This is a genomic window from Pseudoxanthomonas sp. 3HH-4, from assembly GCF_006716465.1.
GTDB lineage: Bacteria > Pseudomonadota > Gammaproteobacteria > Xanthomonadales > Xanthomonadaceae > Pseudoxanthomonas_A.
Genome location: NZ_VFPB01000003.1, coordinates 264,039 through 282,987, shown reverse-complemented (window position 1 = coordinate 282,987; position 18,949 = coordinate 264,039). Strand labels below are relative to the sequence as shown.

At 66.2% G+C, this 18,949-nt stretch carries 19 protein-coding genes and 1 tRNA gene; 9 read left to right on the top strand and 11 right to left on the bottom strand.

The features are described 5' to 3' along the window. Window positions 1-12: 12 nt before the first annotated feature. From FB548_RS11275 to FB548_RS11265, 3 genes are all read right to left on the bottom strand, one after another. A complete protein-coding gene (locus FB548_RS11275) occupies window positions 13-957 on the bottom strand; it encodes a restriction endonuclease (RefSeq protein ID WP_142124876.1) in 945 nt (314 codons plus the stop codon). Between the two features lie 243 nt (window positions 958-1,200). Further along, complete coding sequence (locus tag FB548_RS11270) at window positions 1,201-1,767, bottom strand: phasin family protein (RefSeq protein WP_142124875.1); 567 nt, start codon at window positions 1,765-1,767, stop codon at window positions 1,201-1,203. A 95-nt stretch (window positions 1,768-1,862) separates the two neighbouring features. Further along, window positions 1,863-3,107: a patatin-like phospholipase family protein gene (locus tag FB548_RS11265; RefSeq protein ID WP_142124874.1), complete on the bottom strand. Its 1,245-nt coding sequence runs from the start codon at window positions 3,105-3,107 to the stop codon at window positions 1,863-1,865. 105 nt (window positions 3,108-3,212) lie between these two features. Here FB548_RS11265 and FB548_RS11260 point away from each other — a divergent pair, with 105 nt between their 5' ends. Further along, window positions 3,213-3,911, top strand: a complete 699-nt coding sequence (locus FB548_RS11260; protein ID WP_255470510.1) for a hypothetical protein — start codon at window positions 3,213-3,215, stop codon at window positions 3,909-3,911. Window positions 3,912-3,914: 3 nt separating this feature from the next. Here FB548_RS11260 and FB548_RS11255 read toward each other — a convergent pair whose 3' ends face one another. Continuing rightward, a complete protein-coding gene (locus FB548_RS11255) occupies window positions 3,915-4,190 on the bottom strand; it encodes a polyhydroxyalkanoic acid system family protein (RefSeq protein WP_142124872.1) in 276 nt (91 codons plus the stop codon). 98 nt (window positions 4,191-4,288) lie between these two features. Here FB548_RS11255 and FB548_RS11250 point away from each other — a divergent pair, with 98 nt between their 5' ends. Then, a complete protein-coding gene (locus FB548_RS11250; protein WP_142124871.1) occupies window positions 4,289-5,092 on the top strand; it encodes an FHA domain-containing protein in 804 nt (267 codons plus the stop codon). Here the strand turns inward: FB548_RS11250 and msrQ are convergent. Both msrQ and msrP read right to left on the bottom strand, forming a co-directional pair. After that, window positions 5,061-5,690: a protein-methionine-sulfoxide reductase heme-binding subunit MsrQ gene (gene msrQ / locus FB548_RS11245; RefSeq protein ID WP_142124870.1), complete on the bottom strand. Its 630-nt coding sequence runs from the start codon at window positions 5,688-5,690 to the stop codon at window positions 5,061-5,063. The genes FB548_RS11250 and msrQ overlap by 32 nt on opposite strands. 188 nt (window positions 5,691-5,878) lie before the next feature. After that, complete coding sequence (gene msrP, locus FB548_RS11240; RefSeq protein WP_142124869.1) at window positions 5,879-6,847, bottom strand: protein-methionine-sulfoxide reductase catalytic subunit MsrP; 969 nt, start codon at window positions 6,845-6,847, stop codon at window positions 5,879-5,881. A gap of 205 nt (window positions 6,848-7,052) precedes the next feature. Between msrP and serC the strand changes: the two genes are divergently transcribed. The 3 genes from serC to aroA all read left to right on the top strand — a co-directional run bounded on the left by serC (window position 7,053) and on the right by aroA (window position 10,809). Then, window positions 7,053-8,138 (top strand): phosphoserine transaminase, encoded by a 1,086-nt coding sequence (serC, locus tag FB548_RS11235; protein WP_142124868.1) that lies wholly within the window; start codon window positions 7,053-7,055, stop codon window positions 8,136-8,138. A gap of 99 nt (window positions 8,139-8,237) precedes the next feature. Then, the gene (gene pheA, locus FB548_RS11230; protein WP_142124867.1) at window positions 8,238-9,389 is read left to right on the top strand and encodes a prephenate dehydratase; all 1,152 of its coding nucleotides are present in this window, start codon (window positions 8,238-8,240) and stop codon (window positions 9,387-9,389) included. A gap of 115 nt (window positions 9,390-9,504) precedes the next feature. Continuing rightward, window positions 9,505-10,809, top strand: coding sequence for a 3-phosphoshikimate 1-carboxyvinyltransferase (aroA, locus tag FB548_RS11225; RefSeq protein WP_142124866.1), 1,305 nt, complete (start codon window positions 9,505-9,507; stop codon window positions 10,807-10,809). 229 nt (window positions 10,810-11,038) lie between these two features. Here aroA and FB548_RS11220 read toward each other — a convergent pair whose 3' ends face one another. The 3 genes from FB548_RS11220 to FB548_RS11210 all read right to left on the bottom strand — a co-directional run bounded on the left by FB548_RS11220 (window position 11,039) and on the right by FB548_RS11210 (window position 12,823). Next, window positions 11,039-11,602, bottom strand: coding sequence for an energy transducer TonB (locus FB548_RS11220; protein WP_142124865.1), 564 nt, complete (start codon window positions 11,600-11,602; stop codon window positions 11,039-11,041). A 146-nt stretch (window positions 11,603-11,748) separates the two neighbouring features. Then, on the bottom strand, window positions 11,749-12,171 hold the full coding sequence (locus tag FB548_RS11215) for a hypothetical protein (protein WP_142124864.1): 423 nt from the start codon (window positions 12,169-12,171) through the stop codon (window positions 11,749-11,751). A gap of 4 nt (window positions 12,172-12,175) precedes the next feature. Beyond that, window positions 12,176-12,823 carry an energy transducer TonB gene (locus tag FB548_RS11210; RefSeq protein ID WP_142124863.1) on the bottom strand — a complete coding sequence of 216 codons (648 nt, stop codon included), beginning with the start codon at window positions 12,821-12,823 and terminating at the stop codon, window positions 12,176-12,178. Between the two features lie 111 nt (window positions 12,824-12,934). Between FB548_RS11210 and serS the strand changes: the two genes are divergently transcribed. Next, complete coding sequence (serS, locus tag FB548_RS19000) at window positions 12,935-14,353, top strand: serine--tRNA ligase (RefSeq protein WP_142124862.1); 1,419 nt, start codon at window positions 12,935-12,937, stop codon at window positions 14,351-14,353. Window positions 14,354-14,656: 303 nt separating this feature from the next. Here the strand turns inward: serS and FB548_RS11200 are convergent, their stop codons facing one another. Further along, a complete protein-coding gene (locus tag FB548_RS11200; protein ID WP_142124861.1) occupies window positions 14,657-15,394 on the bottom strand; it encodes a DNA alkylation repair protein in 738 nt (245 codons plus the stop codon). 59 nt (window positions 15,395-15,453) lie between these two features. Further along, complete coding sequence (locus tag FB548_RS11195) at window positions 15,454-16,032, bottom strand: NAD(P)H-dependent oxidoreductase (RefSeq protein ID WP_142124860.1); 579 nt, start codon at window positions 16,030-16,032, stop codon at window positions 15,454-15,456. A 116-nt stretch (window positions 16,033-16,148) separates the two neighbouring features. Between FB548_RS11195 and FB548_RS11190 the strand changes: the two genes are divergently transcribed. The 3 genes from FB548_RS11190 to FB548_RS11180 all read left to right on the top strand — a co-directional run bounded on the left by FB548_RS11190 (window position 16,149) and on the right by FB548_RS11180 (window position 18,914). Continuing rightward, window positions 16,149-17,156 carry a LysR family transcriptional regulator gene (locus tag FB548_RS11190; RefSeq protein ID WP_255470509.1) on the top strand — a complete coding sequence of 336 codons (1,008 nt, stop codon included), beginning with the start codon at window positions 16,149-16,151 and terminating at the stop codon, window positions 17,154-17,156. Between the two features lie 113 nt (window positions 17,157-17,269). Then, a tRNA-Ser gene (locus FB548_RS11185) sits at window positions 17,270-17,359 on the top strand. A gap of 85 nt (window positions 17,360-17,444) precedes the next feature. Beyond that, window positions 17,445-18,914: a site-specific integrase gene (locus FB548_RS11180; protein ID WP_142124859.1), complete on the top strand. Its 1,470-nt coding sequence runs from the start codon at window positions 17,445-17,447 to the stop codon at window positions 18,912-18,914. Window positions 18,915-18,949 lie beyond the last annotated feature (35 nt).

Below are 18,949 nucleotides of genomic sequence, written 5' to 3'. Positions count from 1 at the left end.
GTCGCGGCGGAATCACATCGTCTTGCACTGGCGCCAGCGCACCGGCTCGCTGCTGCCCGGTGGGGGGTTGAGTTGCACGCGGGTGGCGCGCAGGGCCGGGTAGCGCTCCAGCTCGAGGCAGATCGACGGCCAGATGTCGTTCTCGCTGCCCGCCCGATCGATACTCAACGTCAGCTTGGTCTGCCAGACGCCGCGGGTGATGCCGGGGGTTTTCGACAGCGCCTGGAGCACGCTGCGCATCTGCGCTTCGAGCTCTTCCTGCGTCGGTTCGCGGAAGGCTTCCTGCGGCGCAGGCGTGGCGGGTGCGCTGATCGTCCGTGCCGGTGCGGGTGCTGCTGGCCGTGCATCGACGCTCGTGTCCGCCGCCTGCCTTCCTGCCCATCCCGCCATGGCGAGGGCACCGAGCGTCACCGCCCCGAGCCAGCTGATGCCGACATGCCGTTTGGCGCGTGCCGATGCATACGTCACGATCTGCTCGCGCAGGCTCGGCTCGACAAGGTGTCGGACTTCCGGCCACAGCCGCGGCCCATCGAGCAACTCGATGTTGTTGCCCTGGGCCGCCTCGCGGCCTTCCTTTTCCACTTTGCCCTCGGTGGCGAGGATGCCGCCGCTGGCCGCACCCAGGCGGATGCTGGCGGCAAGTTCCTGTACCGGGGCAGCAGCGATCCGGTAGGCCGAACCGTGCTTGCACGAGAGCAGCCACTTTTCCTGGCCGCGCGCGAGCAGGAAGGTCGTCTGGGGTTCGCGGGATTCCTGGGGATCGGGGCCGGTTTCGACCAGGCCACGGCCTGCCATCGCGGCAAGGACGAGTTTCGAGAACTCCCTCCAGCGCAATCCGGACAGGGCGTGCAGCCCGTAGGACATTTCGTCGCTGGGGCGCCGCACAAGCCAGAGATAGGCGGTGGCTGCCGCACCGGTCACAAGGGTGACCGCCAAACCGAGGAGCCAAATGGACATGCGTCGCGGGTGCGTTGTTGTTATTAGGCCCGCGATTCTACCGGGCCGCACCCACGGCTGTCTGTGCTGGCGGGTGCCCGCGCCGGACGGCGGGCAAAGAAAAGCCCGCCAGTCCGAAGCCGTAAGGGGAGGGGAGCAAACGAACTTCGATGGACTGGCGGGCTGGAATGATTGTTACGTCATTCGATGTTGCCACGCAACAAAATTTTATTCAGGAATACGCATGAAAATGCGCATGCAGCCTTATGGTGCAGCCTTCTTGCGCGCTGCACGTTTCGCGGGCGTTTTCTTCGCGGCAGGTGCCGGTTTTTTGACGGCCGGCTTGGTGCTGCGCTTGGCACGGGACGGCTTGGTGGCCGATGCACCGCCCATCGTGCGCAGTTGGGCATTCAGTGCGTCAACACGATCAATGAGCGCGGACAGATCCTCGCGGCTGGGCACCTCGAGACGGCGCAGCGCGCGATGCACGCGTTCTTCGAACACCTTCTCCAGACGGTCCCAGGTATCCGACGCGCGTTCGCGCGCCTGGCCGACGGTGGTCTCCATCGCATCGCGCATGGCCTGGGCCTTGCCGCCTGCCACCTTGCGCGTGGTCTGCTCCAGCGACAGACCTTCCTTCACCAGCGTTTCGAACAGCTTGGTGCCTTCGGCCTGCGCGCGCCCGAAAGCGCCCACGCCTGCCAGCCATACCTGCTGTGCGGATTCGCCCAGGCGCTTGGACATCTGCTCGGCCTGGGCCTGCAGGTTGTCGTTCTTGGAAGCGGATGCAGAAGCGGTCTTCTTGCGTGCGGATTTCTTCAGCGTGGCCATGGCGTTCCGTCGGTGGTTGGTGTCGGGGATTGCGCACCAGAATCGGCGTGCTGTCTAGAGTTTTCACACCAGGCGGTGACGCGGCCGTGAGCGCATCAGCCGCGACGGGCCGCGCGATGCCGCGACACGAGCTGGTCCACGTCGTCCAGGGCACGCCGCAGGCGCGCCGTGGTTTCGGTCATCCGCGGCATCACGTCCAGCCCATCGAGGATGGAGCGGTGGCGGTCGTTGACGATGTCCTCGTTGTAGCGGATGCCGTGCACGGCCAGCATGGGCTTGAGCACCGACGCGCGCTTGCGCAGGTCGGCCAGCGTGTTGCGGTAGGCCAGCTGGCAGACCCGGTGGCGCGAAGAGAAGCTGAAGAGATTGGTGAAGAACAGTTCGCTGTCGTCCGAATTGGGCTCGAACACCAGCTGGTCGATATCGGGGTAGCGATGCGGATACTTCTCCATGCCGATCTGCATGCGCGACTGCAGCAGTGTGCGCAGGGTCTGCGACAGCACGGCCGGCAGGCCACCGCTTGCCAGGCCCACCTGTTCAGCCTCGTCGGCCTGGGGCGTGGCCTGGTTCGCATCGAACGGCACCAGCGGGTTGATGCCGATCATCAGGTCGATGCCGCGATCCAGTACCGTGCTCGCATGCATGGTCCGGCGCAGGGCGCCGTCGAGGAAATGGCGGCCGCCGATTTCCACCGGCGGATACAGGCCGGGCAGGGCGGAACTGGCCTGCACGGCGCGCGAGATCGGGATGTCGTCCCAGCCTTCCTCGCCGAAGCGCACGGCCTCGCCGCTGTCGAGGTCGACCGCAACGACGAAGAGATCCGCGTCGAGTGTGCGGAAATCATTGCTGCGGCCTCGGCGGCTGAAAATGTCGCGCAGGAAACGCTCCACTTCCTCGTTGTCGAAGATGCCGGTGGGTACCAGGCCGCCAAAACGCAGGAACATGTCGGACCAGCGCGTCGCGCGGCGCGGATTGCGCACCAGGCGGTTCAGCCAGTCGGCGTACAGGCCCGGGAGGCTGGCCGCACGGCGCAGGTACTCGCCGACATTCGGGCGCAGGAAGGTTTCGGGCCTGAATTCCGCATCGTCGCTGGTGCCGGTGATGAAGATGCGGCACATCTCGGCCGTGCCCATCCGGTTGGCCAGCCCGGCGGCGAGGAATGCACCGGAACTGACGCCGACATAGCAGTCCATCCGGGTCAGGTCCAGGCCGTCGAGGGCTTCGTCCAGGGCACGCAGCGCGCCCAGCTCGTACATGCCCCCGATGGGGCCGCCGCCGGCGATGGCCAGCCCGATCTTGCCGTTGTGGCCCCGCCGCCGTGCACTGTGGATCGAAAGCATGTACTACCCGTGGTGACCTTGCCGCCCGAGTGTAGCCGACCTGCCGCCGGGTTGCGGCGCCCCCGGCGGGCCCGGATCATGGCCGGCATGACCTCAGGAAATCCCTTGATCGAACGCGTTGGCAGGCGCCTGGCCTGGCACCAGGCCCTGCATGATCCGGTGCAGGAGCCCCGCAACCGGCTGCGCTGGCTGCCGGAGCTGCGGCGCTGGCAGGCAGCACGGCTGGAGACCAGCTTCGAGCACTTCCTGAACGACCCGACGCGGCGCGCGGCGGCGATGTTCTTCCTGACCGACGTCTATGGCGACCACGATTTCAGCAAGCGCGACGCCAATGTCGCCAAGGTGATGCCGATGATGCAGCGCCTGCTGCCCGGTGCCGTGCTGGATACCGTGGCGCACGGGATCGAACTGGGCGTGCTGACGCACGCGCTGGACATTCGGATGGCCGAGGCGCTGCACCAGCTGGCACCGAATCGCCGCAAGCTGGACGCCGGGCTGTACGGGCGTGCCTATCGTGAGGTGGGCCTGCAACGCCTGCGCGGGCACCAGATCGACCTTATCGCCGAGGTGGGCGTGGGCCTGGCGCGGGCGGTGAAGACGCCCGGCGTGGCCACGCTGCTCAAACTGTCCCGTGGGCCGGCAAGGGCGACCGGGCTTGGGGAACTGCAGGGATTCCTGGAGCGGGGCTTCGCTGCCTTCGCCGCACTGGGCGACGGCAAGGCTTTCGTGCGCGACATCGAGCGGGCAGAGCGCGCCGTGTCGCAGCGATTGTTCGAGGACGAGCCCGACCCGTTCCGCGACTGACGTTCAGTCGAACTTGTCGCTCAGGACCCGACGGATCTCGGCCTCGATGGGGCCTTTCATCGCCGACAGCAGGAAGCCCAGGTTGGCGGTAACGCGCAGCGTGTCGGCGAGCAGGGCGATTCTTCCTTCCACACCCGAACGGCTGAAGTTCAGCGTGTCGCCGTCCCAGCCGTAGTCCATGTCGAAGCGCTCGGACAGTTTCTTTGCCACGTCTTCGACTGCCTTGCGCGCCTGCTTGGGCGATTTGGAATGCGGATGGAGGATGTCGATGCTGGCCATGCGAAGGCTCCCTTTGTGCGGCGCTATTCTGCGCAGCGTGGCGGCATATGCCAAGCCGGGGCTGCCGGATGGGCCCCAACCTGATAGGCTCCCGGGGCGTGCAGAACCTCAGACTTCACTTCGCAAACCGCCCTTCGCCCGACCGGCCGCTCACCACCGGCGTGCATCGCATCGTGCGTGAAGCGGCAGGTACCGTGGGTGTAGGGGATTCGCCGCAGGGCGCACTGCTCGCGCAGATCTGCGTTGACCGGCGCGGCCTCTGGCTGCAGGTGGCCAACGGCATGCGGGGTGTGCACATCAACGGCCGTCCGGTGAAGCGCATGGCGGTATTGCGGCCCGGCGATGCGGTGTACGTGGAAGGCGTGGAGCTGCTGCTGCAGTCGGGCTACCAATCGGCCGCCGACCTCCGGGAAAGCGACGCCGGCCAAGGCGATGTCCGCGTGGTGCTGCGGGGCCTTGGGGGCAAGTACCACGGCAAGAGCATTTCGCTCGAGCAGCCGCGTGTGGTCGGGCGTGCGCGCGACGCCCATATCCGCGTTGACGATCCGGCATTCGCCGAGCGGCACGCGCGGCTGGAGCTGCGTGGTGAACGCGTCCTTCTGCGCGACCTCGGATCCGCCGACGGCACCCGGGTGAACGGTGTGGCCGTGCGCGACGCACTGCTCGTGGCCGGCGACCAGATCGTCTTCGATGCCCAGCATCGTTTCGTTCTGGAAGTGCCGTGGGCACCCAGCGCCAAGTCGGACGAGGCTGTGCAGCAGGACGAAACGGGGCCGGCACCGGCCGCTGGCGACACCGCCCCGGCGTCATCGTCATCGGTGTTGCGCTGGCCCTGGCTGCTGCTCGCGGCCTTGTTGATGGCAGGTGCGCTCAGCGCACTGCTGCTGTTCGGCGCGGGCTGAACCGCTTCCACGCACGCCAGCCCAGCAGGGCGGCGAGGATGGCCGCGTACAGCAACGGCTCGCGGATGTCGGATTTCACCAGCCACCAGAAATGCAGCACGGCCAGCACGCCGATGGCATACACGAGCTTGTGCAGTTGGCCCCAGCGACGGCCGAGGCGGCGCATCCATCCCAGCGTCGATGTGATGACCAAAGGCACCAGCAGCAGCCAGGCGGTGAAGCCGACGGTGATATAGGGACGTTTGACGATGTCCTCGAAGATCTGGGTCCAGTAACCGCGCAGGTCCAGGCCCAGGTATACCGCCAGGTGCAGCGTGGCGTAGAAGAACGCGTACAGGCCGAGCATCCGCCGGAAGCGCAGCAACGCCGACTGCCCCGTCAGCTGGCGCAGCGGCGTGACGGCCAGCGCGACCATCAGCAGGCGCAGCGCCCACAGTCCCGTGCGGTGTTCGATCTCGGCCACCGGGTCCGCGCCCAGGGCGTCGCTGCCGTTGCGCCAGACGTCGTGGAACTGCCAGGCCAGGATCGCCAGCGGGGTGAGCGCGAGGGCATGGACCAGGGTCTTGGCGGCGATGATGCGCGGGGAAGTCTTGGGCATGCGTGGCTGGGTCGGTGTCGGGAAGGAGGTGATATCTGGGTTATCCGGCAAGAGCGCGGCTCGACAGGCTCACCACGGATGGCGTTGAAGCTCACCACCGACGGGCCTGCGAATGGCGTGGTCACCACCCGCGGAACCAGGACGCGCGACCCACGCAGAGGCTCAGGGCGTGGTTTCCGGACCTTGCCTCAGTACCACTTCTTCAGGTCCATGCCGGCGTACATCGAGGCGACCTGGTCGGCATAGCCATTGAACATGCGTGTCGGGATGCGCTCGGCGAACAGCTTGCTCTGCTTGCCGGCGATGCGGCGTTCGGTCTTCTGGCTCCAGCGTGGATGGTCGACGCTCGGGTTCACGTTGGAAAAGAAGCCGTACTCCGACGGCTGCAGGTCGTGCCACGCGGTTTCCGGCATTTTTTCGACGAACTTGATCTCGACGATGGACTTGATGCTCTTGAAGCCGTACTTCCACGGCACCACTAGCCGCAGTGGCGCGCCGTTCTGCTGCGGCAGCGGCTTGCCGTACAGGCCGGTGGCCAGCAGGGTGAGGGGATGCATCGCCTCGTCGATGCGCAGCCCTTCGCGGTAAGGCCAGTTGATCGACGAATAGCGCACGCCCGGCATCTGCACCGGATCGGCGAGGGTGGTGAAGGCGACGTACTTCGCCTTGGAAGTGGGCTGGAACTTCTTCAGTACCTCACCCAACGGCACGCCCAGCCAGGGGATCACCATCGACCAGCCTTCGACGCAGCGCAGGCGGTAGATACGCTCTTCGGGTGTCAGGCCCTTCACAAGATCTTCCAGCGAGATCCGGCCCGGCTTCGCGCATTCGCCGCCCACCACCACCGACCACGGCGACGTCTTCAATGTCTTGCGTGCGGTGGACGGGTCGGCCTTGCCGGTGCCGAACTCGTAGAAGTTGTTGTAACTGGCCACGTCTTCGTAACGGGTCAGTTCTTCCGTCGTGCGGAATCCGGACCGCGCCTGCTCGGGTGTCACCGCGATCCTCGGCGGAGGCGGCGGCTCGGCCTCGGCGCAACCGGACAGGGCAAGCGCCGGCGCCATCGCGAAAGCACGCAGCAGGGCGCGGCGCTCCCGGTATACGGACTCGTCGGTGATCTCGGAGGAGGGGATTCGCAAGGCGTCGCGCAGGGACATGGGGGAGCTCCGGAACGTTGCAGAGGATCTTGGACGTCTGTACGGCGGGAAAATTCCCGGCTCGCGGACGACCTGTCGCAAGCCTATACGGCCATGGCCCGGTGCGGGATGCAGTCCGTCCGCATTTCATGCCCCAACGTTCGCATGGTTGCCCCTGCAACGGATGCGCTGCGGCATACTAGCCGTTCATCCTTCCAGGTGCCCCATGACGCGCGCGTTCAACTTCAGTGCCGGTCCCGCCACGTTGCCCGAGTCGGTATTGCGGCAGGCCCAGGCCGAGATGCTCGACTGGAACGGCATCGGCGCGTCCATCGTGGAAATCAGCCACCGCAGCCAGGATTTCATCGTCGTGGCCGCACAGGCCGAGGCCGACCTGCGCGCCCTGGTCGGCATCCCGGACGACTACGCCGTGCTGTTCCTGTCCGGTGGTGCCACCACCCACCAGGCCCTGTTGGCGCTGAACTTCGCCGCCCCCGGCCAGGTGGTCGACTACGTGGTGACCGGGCACTGGGGCAAGACCGCGATCAAACAGGCCAAGCCGTACTGCACCGTCAACATCGCCGCCGACGGCGAGGCCGGCGGCTTCCACGACATCCCGCCGCGCGACACCTGGAAGCTCACGCCCGGTGCCGCCTACGTGCACATCACCGCCAACGAGACCATCCACGGCGTCGAGTTTCGCGATACCCCGGACGTCGGCGAGGTGCCGCTGTTCGCCGACTTCAGTTCGTCGATCGCCTCCGAGCCGCTGGATGTGTCGAAGTACGGGGTGATCTATGCCGGCGCGCAGAAGAATCTGGGCCCGGTGGGCGTTGCAGTGGTCATCATCCGCAAAGATCTGTTCGAACGCAGCGGCCAGCCGCGCGCCGACATCTTCGACTACCGCTCGCACGCCGCCCGCGACTCCATGCTCAACACGCCGCCGACCTGGAACTGGTACCTGGCCGGGCTGGTGTTCAAGTGGATGCTTGCCGAAGGCGGCGTGTCCGAATTCGCGCGCCGCAACGCCATGAAGTCGTCGCTGGTCTATGGTGCCATCGATGCATCGGGTGGCTTCTACCGCAATGAAGTGGCCCCGGCCGTGCGGTCGCGGATGAACATCCCGTTCTTCCTGCCCGACGAGACGCTGACTTCGCGCTTCGTGGCCGAATCCAAAGCAGCCGGCCTGCTGGCGCTGAAGGGGCACAAGGCAGTCGGCGGCATTCGCGCCTCGCTGTACAACGCGCTGCCGGTGGAAGGCGCGCAGGCGTTGGTGGAGTTCATGCGCGATTTCCAGCAGCGCAACGGATGATTCGGGTCGTTGTTGTAGGAGCGACGTAAGTCGCGACCGTCAACATCCAGGTCGCGACTTACGTCGCTCCTACAGAAGGCAACACAGGACACAACAACAATGGCTTCCAAGCCCAGCAAACCCTCCGCCAAGCCTGCGAAAGGCAAGAAAACCGACGCCACGACCCCCGCCGCTCCCGCCCTCTCCGACGTACGCGCCAAGATCGATGGCATCGACCGCCAGATCCAGTCGCTGATCGCCGAGCGCGCACGCTTCGCCCACCAGGTCGGCAAGGCCAAGGGCAAGCTGGCTGCCGCGGTGGACTATTACCGTCCCGAGCGCGAGGCGCAGGTGCTGCGCATGGTGGTGGACCGCAACGAAGGCCCGCTCAGCGACGAAGTGCTGGTGCACGTCTTCCGCGAGATCATGTCCGCCTGCCTGGCGCAGCAGGAACCGTTGAAGATCGGTTACCTCGGCCCGGAGGGCACCTTCAGCCAGCAGGCGGTGCTCAAGCACTTCGGCCGCTCGGCGCATGGTCTTCCGCTGGCCAGCATCGAAGAGGTGTTCCAGGAAGTGGCCAGCGGAAACGCCGATTTCGGCGTGGTGCCGGTGGAGAACTCGGGGCAGGGGACCATCCAGATCACCCTGGACATGTTCCTCACCTCCGACCTGAAGATCTGCGGCGAAGTCGAACTGCGCGTGCACCAGTTCCTGATGTCGCGCACCGGCCGCATCGACGACATCGAACGCATCTATGCGCACCCGCAGTCCTTCGCGCAGACCGCGGGTTGGCTGCGCGCCAATCTGCCCAAGGTCGAGAAGGTGCCGGTGTCGAGCAATGCCGAAGGCGCGCGCCGCGCGCGTGGCAATGACGACGCAGCCGCCATCGGCGGCGAAAGCGCCGCCCATGTGTACGGCCTCAAGAAAGTCGTCATGAGCCCGATCCAGGACGACAAGGACAACACCACGCGCTTCCTGGTGATCGGGCGCAGCATCTTCCCGCCGTCGGGCCACGATCGCACCTCGGTGCTGGTCTTCATCCACGACAAGCCCGGCGCGCTGTTCGACGTGCTCAGTCCGTTCGCCCGCCACGGCATCAGCATGAATCGCATCGAGTCGCGTCCCTCGCACCACGCGAAGTGGGAGTATGGTTTCTTCATCGACCTCGCTGGCCACATCGACGACGAGGCGATGAAGCAGGCGCTGGCCGAACTGAAGCAGCATTCGGCGCAGATCAAGGTGCTGGGCTCGTACCCCGTTGCGGTGCCTTGAGCGCCGTGATTCGTGATTGGGGATTCGTGATTTGCCATCGCACTGATTACGCCCAATCCGAACGCCGCTCATCGAATCGCTCCTCACGAATCACGAATCACGAATCACAGCTCCCATGACACAAGACTGGATCGCCTCCACCGGCCAACCCCTGCGCGGCACCCTCCACATCCCTGGTGACAAGTCGGTGTCGCACCGCGCGGTGATGTTCGCCGCACTCGCCGATGGCACGTCGACGATCGACGGCTTCCTTGAAGGCGAGGACACCCGTGCCACTGCCGCGATCTTTTCGCGCCTGGGCGTGCAGATGGAAACCCCGTCGCCGTCGCGCCGCATCGTCCATGGCGTCGGCGTGGATGGCCTGAAGGCTGCCGACGGCGCGCTCGACTGCGGCAACGCCGGTACCGGCATGCGGCTGCTCGCGGGCCTGCTGGCCGCGCAGCCTTTCGACAGCGTGCTGGTCGGCGACGAATCCTTGTCCAAGCGCCCCATGCGCCGCGTCACCGGGCCGCTTTCCTCGATGGGCGCGCGCATCGACACCGAAGAAGGCGGCCTGCCACCGCTGCGCATCCACGGCGGCCAGCCGCTGGCGGGCATCGACTACACGCTGGAAGTCGCCAGTGCCCAGGTGAAGTCCGCCGTACTGCTGGCGGGCCTGTATGCCGATGGCGAAACCGTCGTGCGCGAGCCGCATCCCACCCGCGACTACACCGAGCGCATGCTGAAGGCGTTCGGCGTGGACATCGACTTCTCGCCCGGCTTCGCGCGCCTGCGCGGCGGGCAGCGGCTGAAGGCCACCGACATCGCCGTGCCCGCGGATTTCTCGTCGGCCGCGTTCTTCCTGGTCGCCGCCAGCATCATTCCCGGCTCCGAACTGCGCCTGCGCGCCGTCGGCCTGAATCCGCGTCGCACCGGCCTGTTGCAGGCACTGCGCCTAATGGGCGCGGACATCAGCGAAGAGAATGCCAGCGAGCACGGCGGCGAGCCGGTGGCCGATCTGGTGGTGCGTCACGCGCCGCTGCACGGCATCGAAGTGCCGGAAGCGCTGGTGCCGGACATGATCGACGAGTTCCCCGCGCTGTTCGTCGCGGCGGCAGCGGCGGACGGCCCCACGGTTGTGCGCGGCGCTGCGGAACTGCGGGTGAAGGAATCCGACCGCCTCGCGGCGATGGCGAACGGTCTGCGTGCCCTGGGCCTGCGAATCGATGAGACGCCCGATGGCGCGACGATCTTTCCGGGCCCGCTGCATGGCGGCACCGTGGATTCCCACGGCGACCACCGCATCGCGATGGCGTTCTCCATCGCCGGGCAGGTCGCAACCGGCGAGGTGCGCATCGGCGATGTCGCCAACGTGGCGACCTCGTTCCCGAACTACGACGGCTTGGCGACCGGCGCGGGGTTTGCGTTGCGGAAGGCGTGACACTTTCGCTTCTGTAGGAGCGACGTAAGTCGCGACCGCAGACCCCGGGTTCGTGTGTTGCTCTCCCGTTCCGCGCCTATCCCGCGGTTGCTTGCCGTGATCCTGTTGCGGAAGGATCACGGTCGCGACTCACGTCGCTCCTACAATAGCGAGACATGAGAAAGGGGGACGCTTGCGCGCGTCCCCCTTTTCTTTCCTCGTGAGCTCCCTGTGCGGAGCGGGGCAGCGCTTAGATCGGCTTGAAGTCCACCGGTACCTTAACGCTGCTGGCGATCGCCTTGCCATTGCGCATGGCCGGCTCGAAACGCCACTGGCGCACCGCGCTCAGCGCGGCGCGATCCAGGTCGCGCTCACCGCTGCGCTCGATCACGCGCACGTTGACCGGATTGCCGTTGGCATCCAGTTCGGCCTGGACGACGACCGTGCCGCCCACGCCAGCGCGCAGCATGGAAGCCGGATACTTCGGCTCGGCGTTGCCCGACAGCGGTCGCGCGTCACGGCTGATCGCGGCCTGGCGGGTAGCCGGGCGCTCGGTGCGCGCGCGGTTTGCGGCTGCCGTTGCACGTTCTTTTGCTGGAGTCGTGGCCGCTTCGTTCTCGATCACCGGCGCCGGCATCGTGGCGACCGGCACGTCCCGGGTCGTCCGGGACTGGCTCCACCAGATCAGGCCGGTGGCCGTCACGGTGAACGCAAGCAGCATCAGCAGCACGGGCGACGTCGTGCGGCGCGGTTCCATCGTGGTGTCTTCCCCGGTATCCGGGGTGCGGTACTCGTTGTTTGTGGGCATCGACATGTGAACCTCCGTTTCGCGTTGTGGGTTTCGCGTTGGAACGGGGCCGAGTCTTGGCGGGGCGATGTTTGCGATGCGTGATGTCGCGATGAAGCAGGCGGGGCGAAGTTCAGCTAGCGGAACAACGGTTCAGCAATGCATATCCGCTGTCAAAACGCATCCGCGCATCGGTCATCCCGTTTGAAGTAGACGCTGCCTGGCGCGCGCACGTTCTGTTCGCCTCGTCTTGCAAGCGCTTCGCAGCCCATCACGGTGACAGGCACAAGCTCCATGGCAACCGAACCGGATGCGTGCCGCAGCACGAGCGTGCTGTCTTGTCGCGTCCACGTGCCCGACTGGAGCGGCGCAGCGCAGATATCGCACTGGGTTTGCATCGCGTAGCGCCCGGAGTCCATCAGCCGCACAGCATGCGAATAGCCGCGGCCCTTCACCCAAGTCTCGCCTGGCTCGTCGCCCAACGGGTCGTGGACGGTTGGGCTGCGCAGGGACCAGAGCCATGCGCAGACGCACAGGGCGATCAATGATGCCGCGGACCAGGCTGCGATGCGTTTCAGTGATCGCGCATGGCCCATGCCATCACCGCATCTTGAAGTCGATCGGCACCGTCACCGCGCCCGGCACCGCCTGGCCATCGCGCTGCGCCGGCTGGAAGCGCCAGCGACGCACGGCCGCCACCGCAGCGCGATCCAGATCACGGGAGCCGCTGCGCTGGGCCACATCGACCGACGTGGGAACGCCATCCGCACCCACTTCCACCCGCACCATCACCGTGCCCTCCGCGCCATTGCGCATGGCAGAGGGCGGGTACTCGGGCGCGGGTGTCTGGCCGGGGATCGGCACCGGCACATCGCCGGGGGCGAGCGGAATACCTGCCGCCGCCGGCGTCGCATTGGCCGGTGCCGTGGGTACCGGGGTCTCCGGCACGGGCGCGGGCATCGGCTTTTCTTCCACCAGTTGCGGGCGCTCCTCGGTGGGCGGTCGCGGTGCGGGTTCTTCCATGCCGCTCGCGCCATCGCCAGTGGAAAGGGGTTCGGGCAGCGCCTCGACCGGCAGCGATTTGCCAGGCACCGTGGCTTCCGGCGTGTAGAACCCGTCGTCGCGGCCCGCCCACCAGACGATCGCGAACAGCAGCAGGCCGATGCCGAAGGCGATGGCGGCGTTGCGCAGGGCCGTGCGGGGCAGGCGGAAGGTGAAGTGCGGTTCGTGCGGTTGCTGGGCCGACATGGGAATCACCGGTGAAGTCGCGCCGATTCTTGCACAGCCGCGGTTAACCGCGCGGGCAACCGGTCGCAGATGGGCGATAATGCCGGCCTCCCACGCCAGACAGCTGTTTCCATGCTCGATCCCGTCCTGCTCCGCACCCAGCCCGCCGAACTCGCCCAGCGCCTCAAGGAGACCCGTGGTTTCGACCTGGACGTGTCCCGCATCGCCGATCTGGAAGCCGCGCGCAAGCAGATCCAGAAGCGCACCGAGGAACTGCAGAACCTGCGCAACACCCGCTCCAAGGCCATCGGCCAGGCCAAGGCCAAGGGCGAGGACGTGTCCGCACTGATGGCGGAAGTGGCCGGCTTCGGCGACGAGCTGAAGGCCTCGGAAGTGAAGCTGGATGAGATTCGCGCCGAGATCGAAGGCATCGCCTTGGGCATCCCCAACCTGCCGCACGCCAGCGTGCCGGTGGGCAGCGACGAGGCCGGCAACGTTGAGCAGCACCGCTGGGGCACACCGCGCGCGTTCGACTTCCCGGTGAAGGACCACGTCGAACTCGGCGCCCGCCATGGCTGGCTGGACGCCGACACCGCCGCCAAGCTGTCCGGCGCGCGTTTCACCGTGCTGCGCGGCCAGCTGGCCCGCCTACACCGTGCGCTCGCGCAGTTCATGCTGGATTTGCACACCGGCGACCACGGCTACGAAGAGACCAATGTGCCGTTGATCGTCAACAGTGAGTCTATGCGTGGGACCGGACAGCTGCCCAAGTTTGAAGAGGATCTGTTCCGGCTGCCATTTGGCGCGGTGTTGACGGACACGTGGAAACAGCTTCCCAAGATCCAGGAGGGTGCGAGAAGGCTGGCTGCTGTGCAGGTAGATCCGGCCAATCCCGCGGCGGTCCGTTACTTTGCCGAGATGTATGGCGATATTGTCGCGGCAGGTGATCGCCGCTACCTGATCCCGACCTCTGAAGTGCCGCTGACCAACATCGTCCGCGACGAGATCCTCGACGACGCCCGCCTGCCGCTGCGCATGACCGCGCATTCGATGTGCTTCCGCTCCGAGGCCGGCAGCGGCGGCCGCGACGTGCGCGGCATGATCCGCCAGCACCAGTTCGAGAAGGTGGAACTGGTCTCCATCACGCGCCCGTCGGAAAGCTACGACGAGCAGGAACGCATGACCCGCGCCGCCGAAACCGTGCTGGAGAAGCTGGGCCTGCCGTACCGCCGCATGCTGCTGTGCACCGGCGACATGGGCTTCGGTGCCACCAGGACCTTCGACCTGGAAGTCTGGCTGCCGTCGCAGGACATGTACCGCGAGATCTCCTCCTGCTCCAACTGCGAAGACTTCCAGGCCCGCCGCATGCAGGCCCGCTGGCGCAATCCCGCCACCGGCAAGCCCGAGCCGGTGCACACGCTCAACGGCTCCGGCACCGCCGTCGGCCGTGCGTTGATCGCGGTGATGGAGAACTACCAGAACGCCGACGGCTCGATCACCGTGCCGGAGGTGCTGCGTCCGTACATGGGCAGCGTGGAGCGCATCGCCTGACGCTGTATCCCTTCTCCCGCGCGGAGAAGGTGGCGCACATCCCTTCTCCCCGCCTGCGGGGAGAAGGTGCCCGGAGGGCGGATGAGGGGTTGCTGTTCGCGCGGGACTTTCCGCGTTTGGATGTGCGCGCATGTGGAGCGCAGGCTGCGTGGTTCAAGCATCCCGTCTCCGCTCGCCCCTCACCCGCCCGTTGGGCACCCTCTCCCCGCTTCGCAGGGAGAGGGAGAGGCAGCCACAGCTTCGCGGTATCGGTTTCCTTCCAACCCCCAGCGGGGCGAGGGGATGCGCAGGATCGGCGCACTCCTAGACGTTTTTCTGCGCGCGTCCTTTGTCCGACTTCGCCACCTTCGCGCGCACCAGCGGGCGGTTGAGATCGCGCAGCGCCTCCTTGCCGATCCGGCGCCGCGTCGCATCGTCCGAGGCGGCCAGCCGTGCAGCCAATGCGGTCGCCTCCGCATGCAGCGCCGCATTGCGGTGGCCGATGGCGCGCAGCGCCCAGCTCACGCCCTTGCTGACGAAGTTGCGCGCGTCGCCAGCGGCCGCGTCCACGTGGGCCAGTCCGGCGAGGAAGGGCGCATCCGGCGTGTGGCGGTCATGAACCGCCAGTCCGGCCAGCAGCGCGAACGCCGCGCGTTTCTCGAATTCGCCGCGCTTGCGCGCCCATGCATCGATCCGTCCCCACGCATGCGGACTGCGGTCGAACAGGTGCAGGCACAGCGTGTCGCAGACCGCCCAGTTGTCGAACTGGCGGCACCAGCGGTCCATCTGCGTGGGGGTGAGGTGCGTGGGATCGGCGATGAAGGCCACCAGCAGGCGGGCTTCGTAGATGCCGCTGTCCCAGAGGAGTTGGGCCATGGCGTGACGACGGCCGATGCGCTTGCCCAGCGCCTGGATATCGCGCATCGGTACGCCCAGCGCGTGCGTGTCGGGAATGCCGTAGCGCGCCAGCCCGGCGCGGTGGTCCGGGCGGGCGGCGGCCTTCAGCAGGGCCAGCGCCTCTGGGGCGTCGATCGCGTCGGGCGTCGTGTTCCGGGCGGGCATCGGCGGGCGGTGGGAACGGGTGCCGGCAGCATACCGGCCCCGTCCCGCGACCCGAAGACTCAGGCCGCCTTGCGCAGCGGCATCGGGATGCTCGCAAGCGCGGCCTCGATGGCCTCGGCCTTGTGCTGCGGCGAATACGCCACGCGCTCGGCACGGATGAACTCCACATCGGTGATGCCGAGGAAGCCGAACACCTGCTTCAGGTACGGCGCCACGAAGTCGATCGCCGTACCGGCGTATTCGCCACCGCTGGCCTCGGCCACGATCACCTGCTTGCCGCCGGCCAGGCCGACGGGGCCGTTCTCGGTGTACTTGAAGGTGCGGCCGGCCACGGCCACGCGGTCGATCCAGGCCTTCAGCGTGGACGGCACGCCGAAGTTGTAGCGCGGGGCGCCCAGCACGATGACGTCGGCGGCCAGGAACTGCTGCATCGCCGCCTCGCCGGCTTGTGCGGCGGCGGCATCGCCCCCACCCAGTACGGCGTTGGTCAGGTGGGGCAGCGGGTCGGCGTCCAGGTCGCGGTAGGTGACCTCCAGCCCGGGCACGGTGTCCTGCCAACGGGCTACGATGGCGGCGGTCAGTTGTCGGCTGACCGAATTGGCGGCCAGGGCGCTGCTGTCGATATGCAATAGTTTCATGGTGGTTCTCCGGTCGGGATGCGGCCTCAACCGCGTTGGAGAACACTGTAGGTCGTTGCATTTGTATGGTAAATGTGGTCAAACGTCACTGATTGTTCTAAAGGTGGATCTAATTCATGCAGCACGACCTCAATGACCTCTATTACTTCGCCATGGTGGTGGACCACGGCGGCTTCGCCGCGGCCGAGCGGGCGCTGGGCATTCCCAAGTCCCGCCTGAGCCGGCGCATCAGCCAGCTGGAAACCGACCTGGGCGTGCGCCTGCTGCAGCGCTCCACGCGCCGCTTCGCGGTGACCGACGTGGGCATGAGCGTGCACCGCCATGCGCAGACGATGCTGGCCGAAGCGCAGGCCGCGCGCGAGGTGGTCGATCGCCTGAGTGCGGAACCGCGGGGCGTGGTGCGCGTCAGCGTGCCGGTGGCGGTGGCACAGATGCAGTTGCCCAAGATCCTGCCGGCGTTCCTGGACAAGTACCCGAAGGTGCGGCTGCAGTTGCACGTCAACAACCGCCGCGTGGACATCATCAACGAGGGCTACGACGTGGCCCTGCGCGTGCGCGCCAAGCTGGATGACGACGGCAGCCTGGTGATGCGCAGCTTCGGCCAGATCCAGGAGTTGCTGGTCGCCAGTCCGAAGTACCTCAACCGCGCTGGCCGCCCGAAGGTGCCGGAAGACCTGGCCGAACACGTCACGCTGAGCATCAGCGAGGACGAGGCGCGCCAGCGCTGGGAGCTGCATGGGCCCAATGGCGAGGTGCGCCGCATCGAGTTGAATCCGCGCCTGGCGGGTTTCGATTTCCCGCTGCTGCAGTCGATGGCGAAGGACGGTTACGGCATCACGCTGCTGCCGGAGACGGTGTGCGCGGACGCGGTGCGCAAGGGCGAGCTGGAGGTGGTGCTGCCGGAATGGAGCCTGCCGCAGGGTATCTGCCATGCGGTGTTCGCCTCGCGTCGGGGCATGTTGCCGGCGGTGCGGGTGTTCATCGATTTCCTGGCCGAGCACCTGCCGCAGCAGATCGAATCCTCGCGGCTGGATTGCGGTGGCAAGTGTTCGGAGGAGAAGGAGAAGGCCATCGCGATGGCCATCGACAACACCCACGCCGGCAAGGTGAAGAAGGCGTCGTAAGCCACGGGCAGGGTGTTCGTGCGAAAATGCCGTCCGGCCCGCAAGGGGCCGGGCGCGCCGCCGGGGCAGGGTGGCGATTCACCGCGACGGGGTCGCGGGCAGTTCCAGACAACGGAGAGATGGCCGAGCGGTTTAAGGCAGCAGTCTTGAAAACTGCCGTAGGTGCAAGCCTACCGTGGGTTCGAATCCCACTCTCTCCGCCAATAGCGCCTCATAAAATTCTGATTTTAAAGGAATTTTTGGCAGATTCGGCGCAATGGCTGTAGGACTCATATTGGCGCATACCTCATGCGCATTCCCCACTATTTGACCCGTTCCCTGGCCTCTGGTCGGTGGTCGTTTCGCCAGCGCGTTCCCACCGACCTCCAGCGCGTGCTGGGGTGTCGCGTCATAAAACGGACGCTTCGCACGGGAGACCTTCCCGAGGCCAAGGTGCGCGCGGTGTGGCTGACGGCCGGTTATGCTCGTCTCTTCACACTGTTGAGGGATCAACGCGTGGACAAGCTGGGGAAGAAAGATGCTGATGAGTTGGTCGCGCGACTTACCGCATCCAAGGATCTGCGGGAACTGACGCTGCACCGCAGCCGGGCACCGGATGGGACCGTTACAGAGCGCTGGCAGATGGACGACGAAAAAGACGTCCAGCTGTTCCGCTCGATGCAAGAGATCTATGCAAAGGATCCCTTGCTCGAGGCCGTCCACACGCCTTTTCCGTCGCGGTCTTCGCCGGTGGCCAAGGCCGCCGTGGAGTCGTTGACCTTGGGCAAGGCCCGCAATGCTTGGCTGGCCACGCTGAAGGCCTCGACGCTTCCCAAGACCTACACGATCAAGAAAACCGCCATTGAGTCATTGGTCCGCTTCCTGGGAGATAAGACCCAGCTCGCGACCATCCATCGGTCAGACCTGGCCAGGTGGTATCAGCACATGCGCCAAGAAGGCGCCTCCACGCCCACGCTGACGAACAAACAGAGTTACGTCGGCGGGAAAGGGGGCTTCTTTGATTGGGCGATGGCTTCGGGGTATTACCCCCAAGGGGATAACCCTGCCGCAGGGCACGTGCGCTATTCGACCCGTGAGAAGCGGTCGCGACGGAAGCTGGGCTTTAAGGCCTATGACCGGGAGCAAATCCAAGCTCTATTCGCGCCTGAGGCCTTTGGACATCTCTCGCGTGCCGCGCGCTGGGCTGCACTGCTCGGTCTTTACACGGGCGCGCGGGCGTCGGAAGTCGGGCAGCTATTGGTGTCGGATGTGATCGAGGAAGAAGGCATCCTCTGCATCCGCATTTCAGACGAAGGTCCTCACCAGAAAGTGAAGACCGACGTCAGTCTTCGAACCGTGCCTGTCCACCCTGATCTCTTGGCATTGGGCTTCGAGGAGTGGGTGAACTCGCTGAAAGCGAATGGCAGCAAGCGTCTCTTCCCAGCCGCGAAAGCGGATGCCAAGAATGGCCAGGGGAACTGGATTTCGAAGGCTTTCAGCCGCCATCTGGCGGTAGTAGGGAAGGGCTGGCCAGAGGCCAAGAGGGGCTTCCATTCCCTACGAAAGACTTTCATCCAGGAGTTGCAGGGCGCTGGGGTCGTGTCTGAGCTAAGGGCTCAAATCGTTGGACATGAGCTGGATGACGAACACCATGGCACGTATAGCAGGGACTTCACGGTTACGGAGAAGTTGAGGGGATTGGGGCCTCACTCTCCAGGATTGGCGGTTCTCCGCTACGGGTTGGAGCTGACTAGTGAACACTGTGAAGACCAGCGATGAGTGTTTGTTGTCACCTCTGAAGCTTCAATCATTTT

Bases quoted from the DNA above. Each gene is read 5' to 3' on its own strand.
- FB548_RS11275 (WP_142124876.1), bottom strand. From the start codon at position 957: ATGTCCATTTGGCTCCTCGGTTTGGCGGTCACCCTTGTGACCGGTGCG.
- FB548_RS11270 (WP_142124875.1), bottom strand. From the start codon at position 1,767: ATGGCCACGCTGAAGAAATCCGCACGCAAGAAGACCGCTTCTGCATCC.
- FB548_RS11265 (WP_142124874.1), bottom strand. From the start codon at position 3,107: ATGCTTTCGATCCACAGTGCACGGCGGCGGGGCCACAACGGCAAGATC.
- FB548_RS11255 (WP_142124872.1), bottom strand. From the start codon at position 4,190: ATGGCCAGCATCGACATCCTCCATCCGCATTCCAAATCGCCCAAGCAG.
- msrQ (WP_142124870.1), bottom strand. From the start codon at position 5,690: ATGCCCAAGACTTCCCCGCGCATCATCGCCGCCAAGACCCTGGTCCAT.
- msrP (WP_142124869.1), bottom strand. From the start codon at position 6,847: ATGTCCCTGCGCGACGCCTTGCGAATCCCCTCCTCCGAGATCACCGAC.
- serC (WP_142124868.1), top strand. From the start codon at position 7,053: ATGACGCGCGCGTTCAACTTCAGTGCCGGTCCCGCCACGTTGCCCGAG.
- pheA (WP_142124867.1), top strand. From the start codon at position 8,238: ATGGCTTCCAAGCCCAGCAAACCCTCCGCCAAGCCTGCGAAAGGCAAG.
- aroA (WP_142124866.1), top strand. From the start codon at position 9,505: ATGACACAAGACTGGATCGCCTCCACCGGCCAACCCCTGCGCGGCACC.
- FB548_RS11220 (WP_142124865.1), bottom strand. From the start codon at position 11,602: ATGTCGATGCCCACAAACAACGAGTACCGCACCCCGGATACCGGGGAA.
- FB548_RS11215 (WP_142124864.1), bottom strand. From the start codon at position 12,171: ATGGGCCATGCGCGATCACTGAAACGCATCGCAGCCTGGTCCGCGGCA.
- FB548_RS11210 (WP_142124863.1), bottom strand. From the start codon at position 12,823: ATGTCGGCCCAGCAACCGCACGAACCGCACTTCACCTTCCGCCTGCCC.
- serS (WP_142124862.1), top strand. From the start codon at position 12,935: ATGCTCGATCCCGTCCTGCTCCGCACCCAGCCCGCCGAACTCGCCCAG.
- FB548_RS11200 (WP_142124861.1), bottom strand. From the start codon at position 15,394: ATGCCCGCCCGGAACACGACGCCCGACGCGATCGACGCCCCAGAGGCG.
- FB548_RS11195 (WP_142124860.1), bottom strand. From the start codon at position 16,032: ATGAAACTATTGCATATCGACAGCAGCGCCCTGGCCGCCAATTCGGTC.
- FB548_RS11190 (WP_255470509.1), top strand. From the start codon at position 16,149: ATGCAGCACGACCTCAATGACCTCTATTACTTCGCCATGGTGGTGGAC.
- FB548_RS11180 (WP_142124859.1), top strand. From the start codon at position 17,445: ATGCGCATTCCCCACTATTTGACCCGTTCCCTGGCCTCTGGTCGGTGG.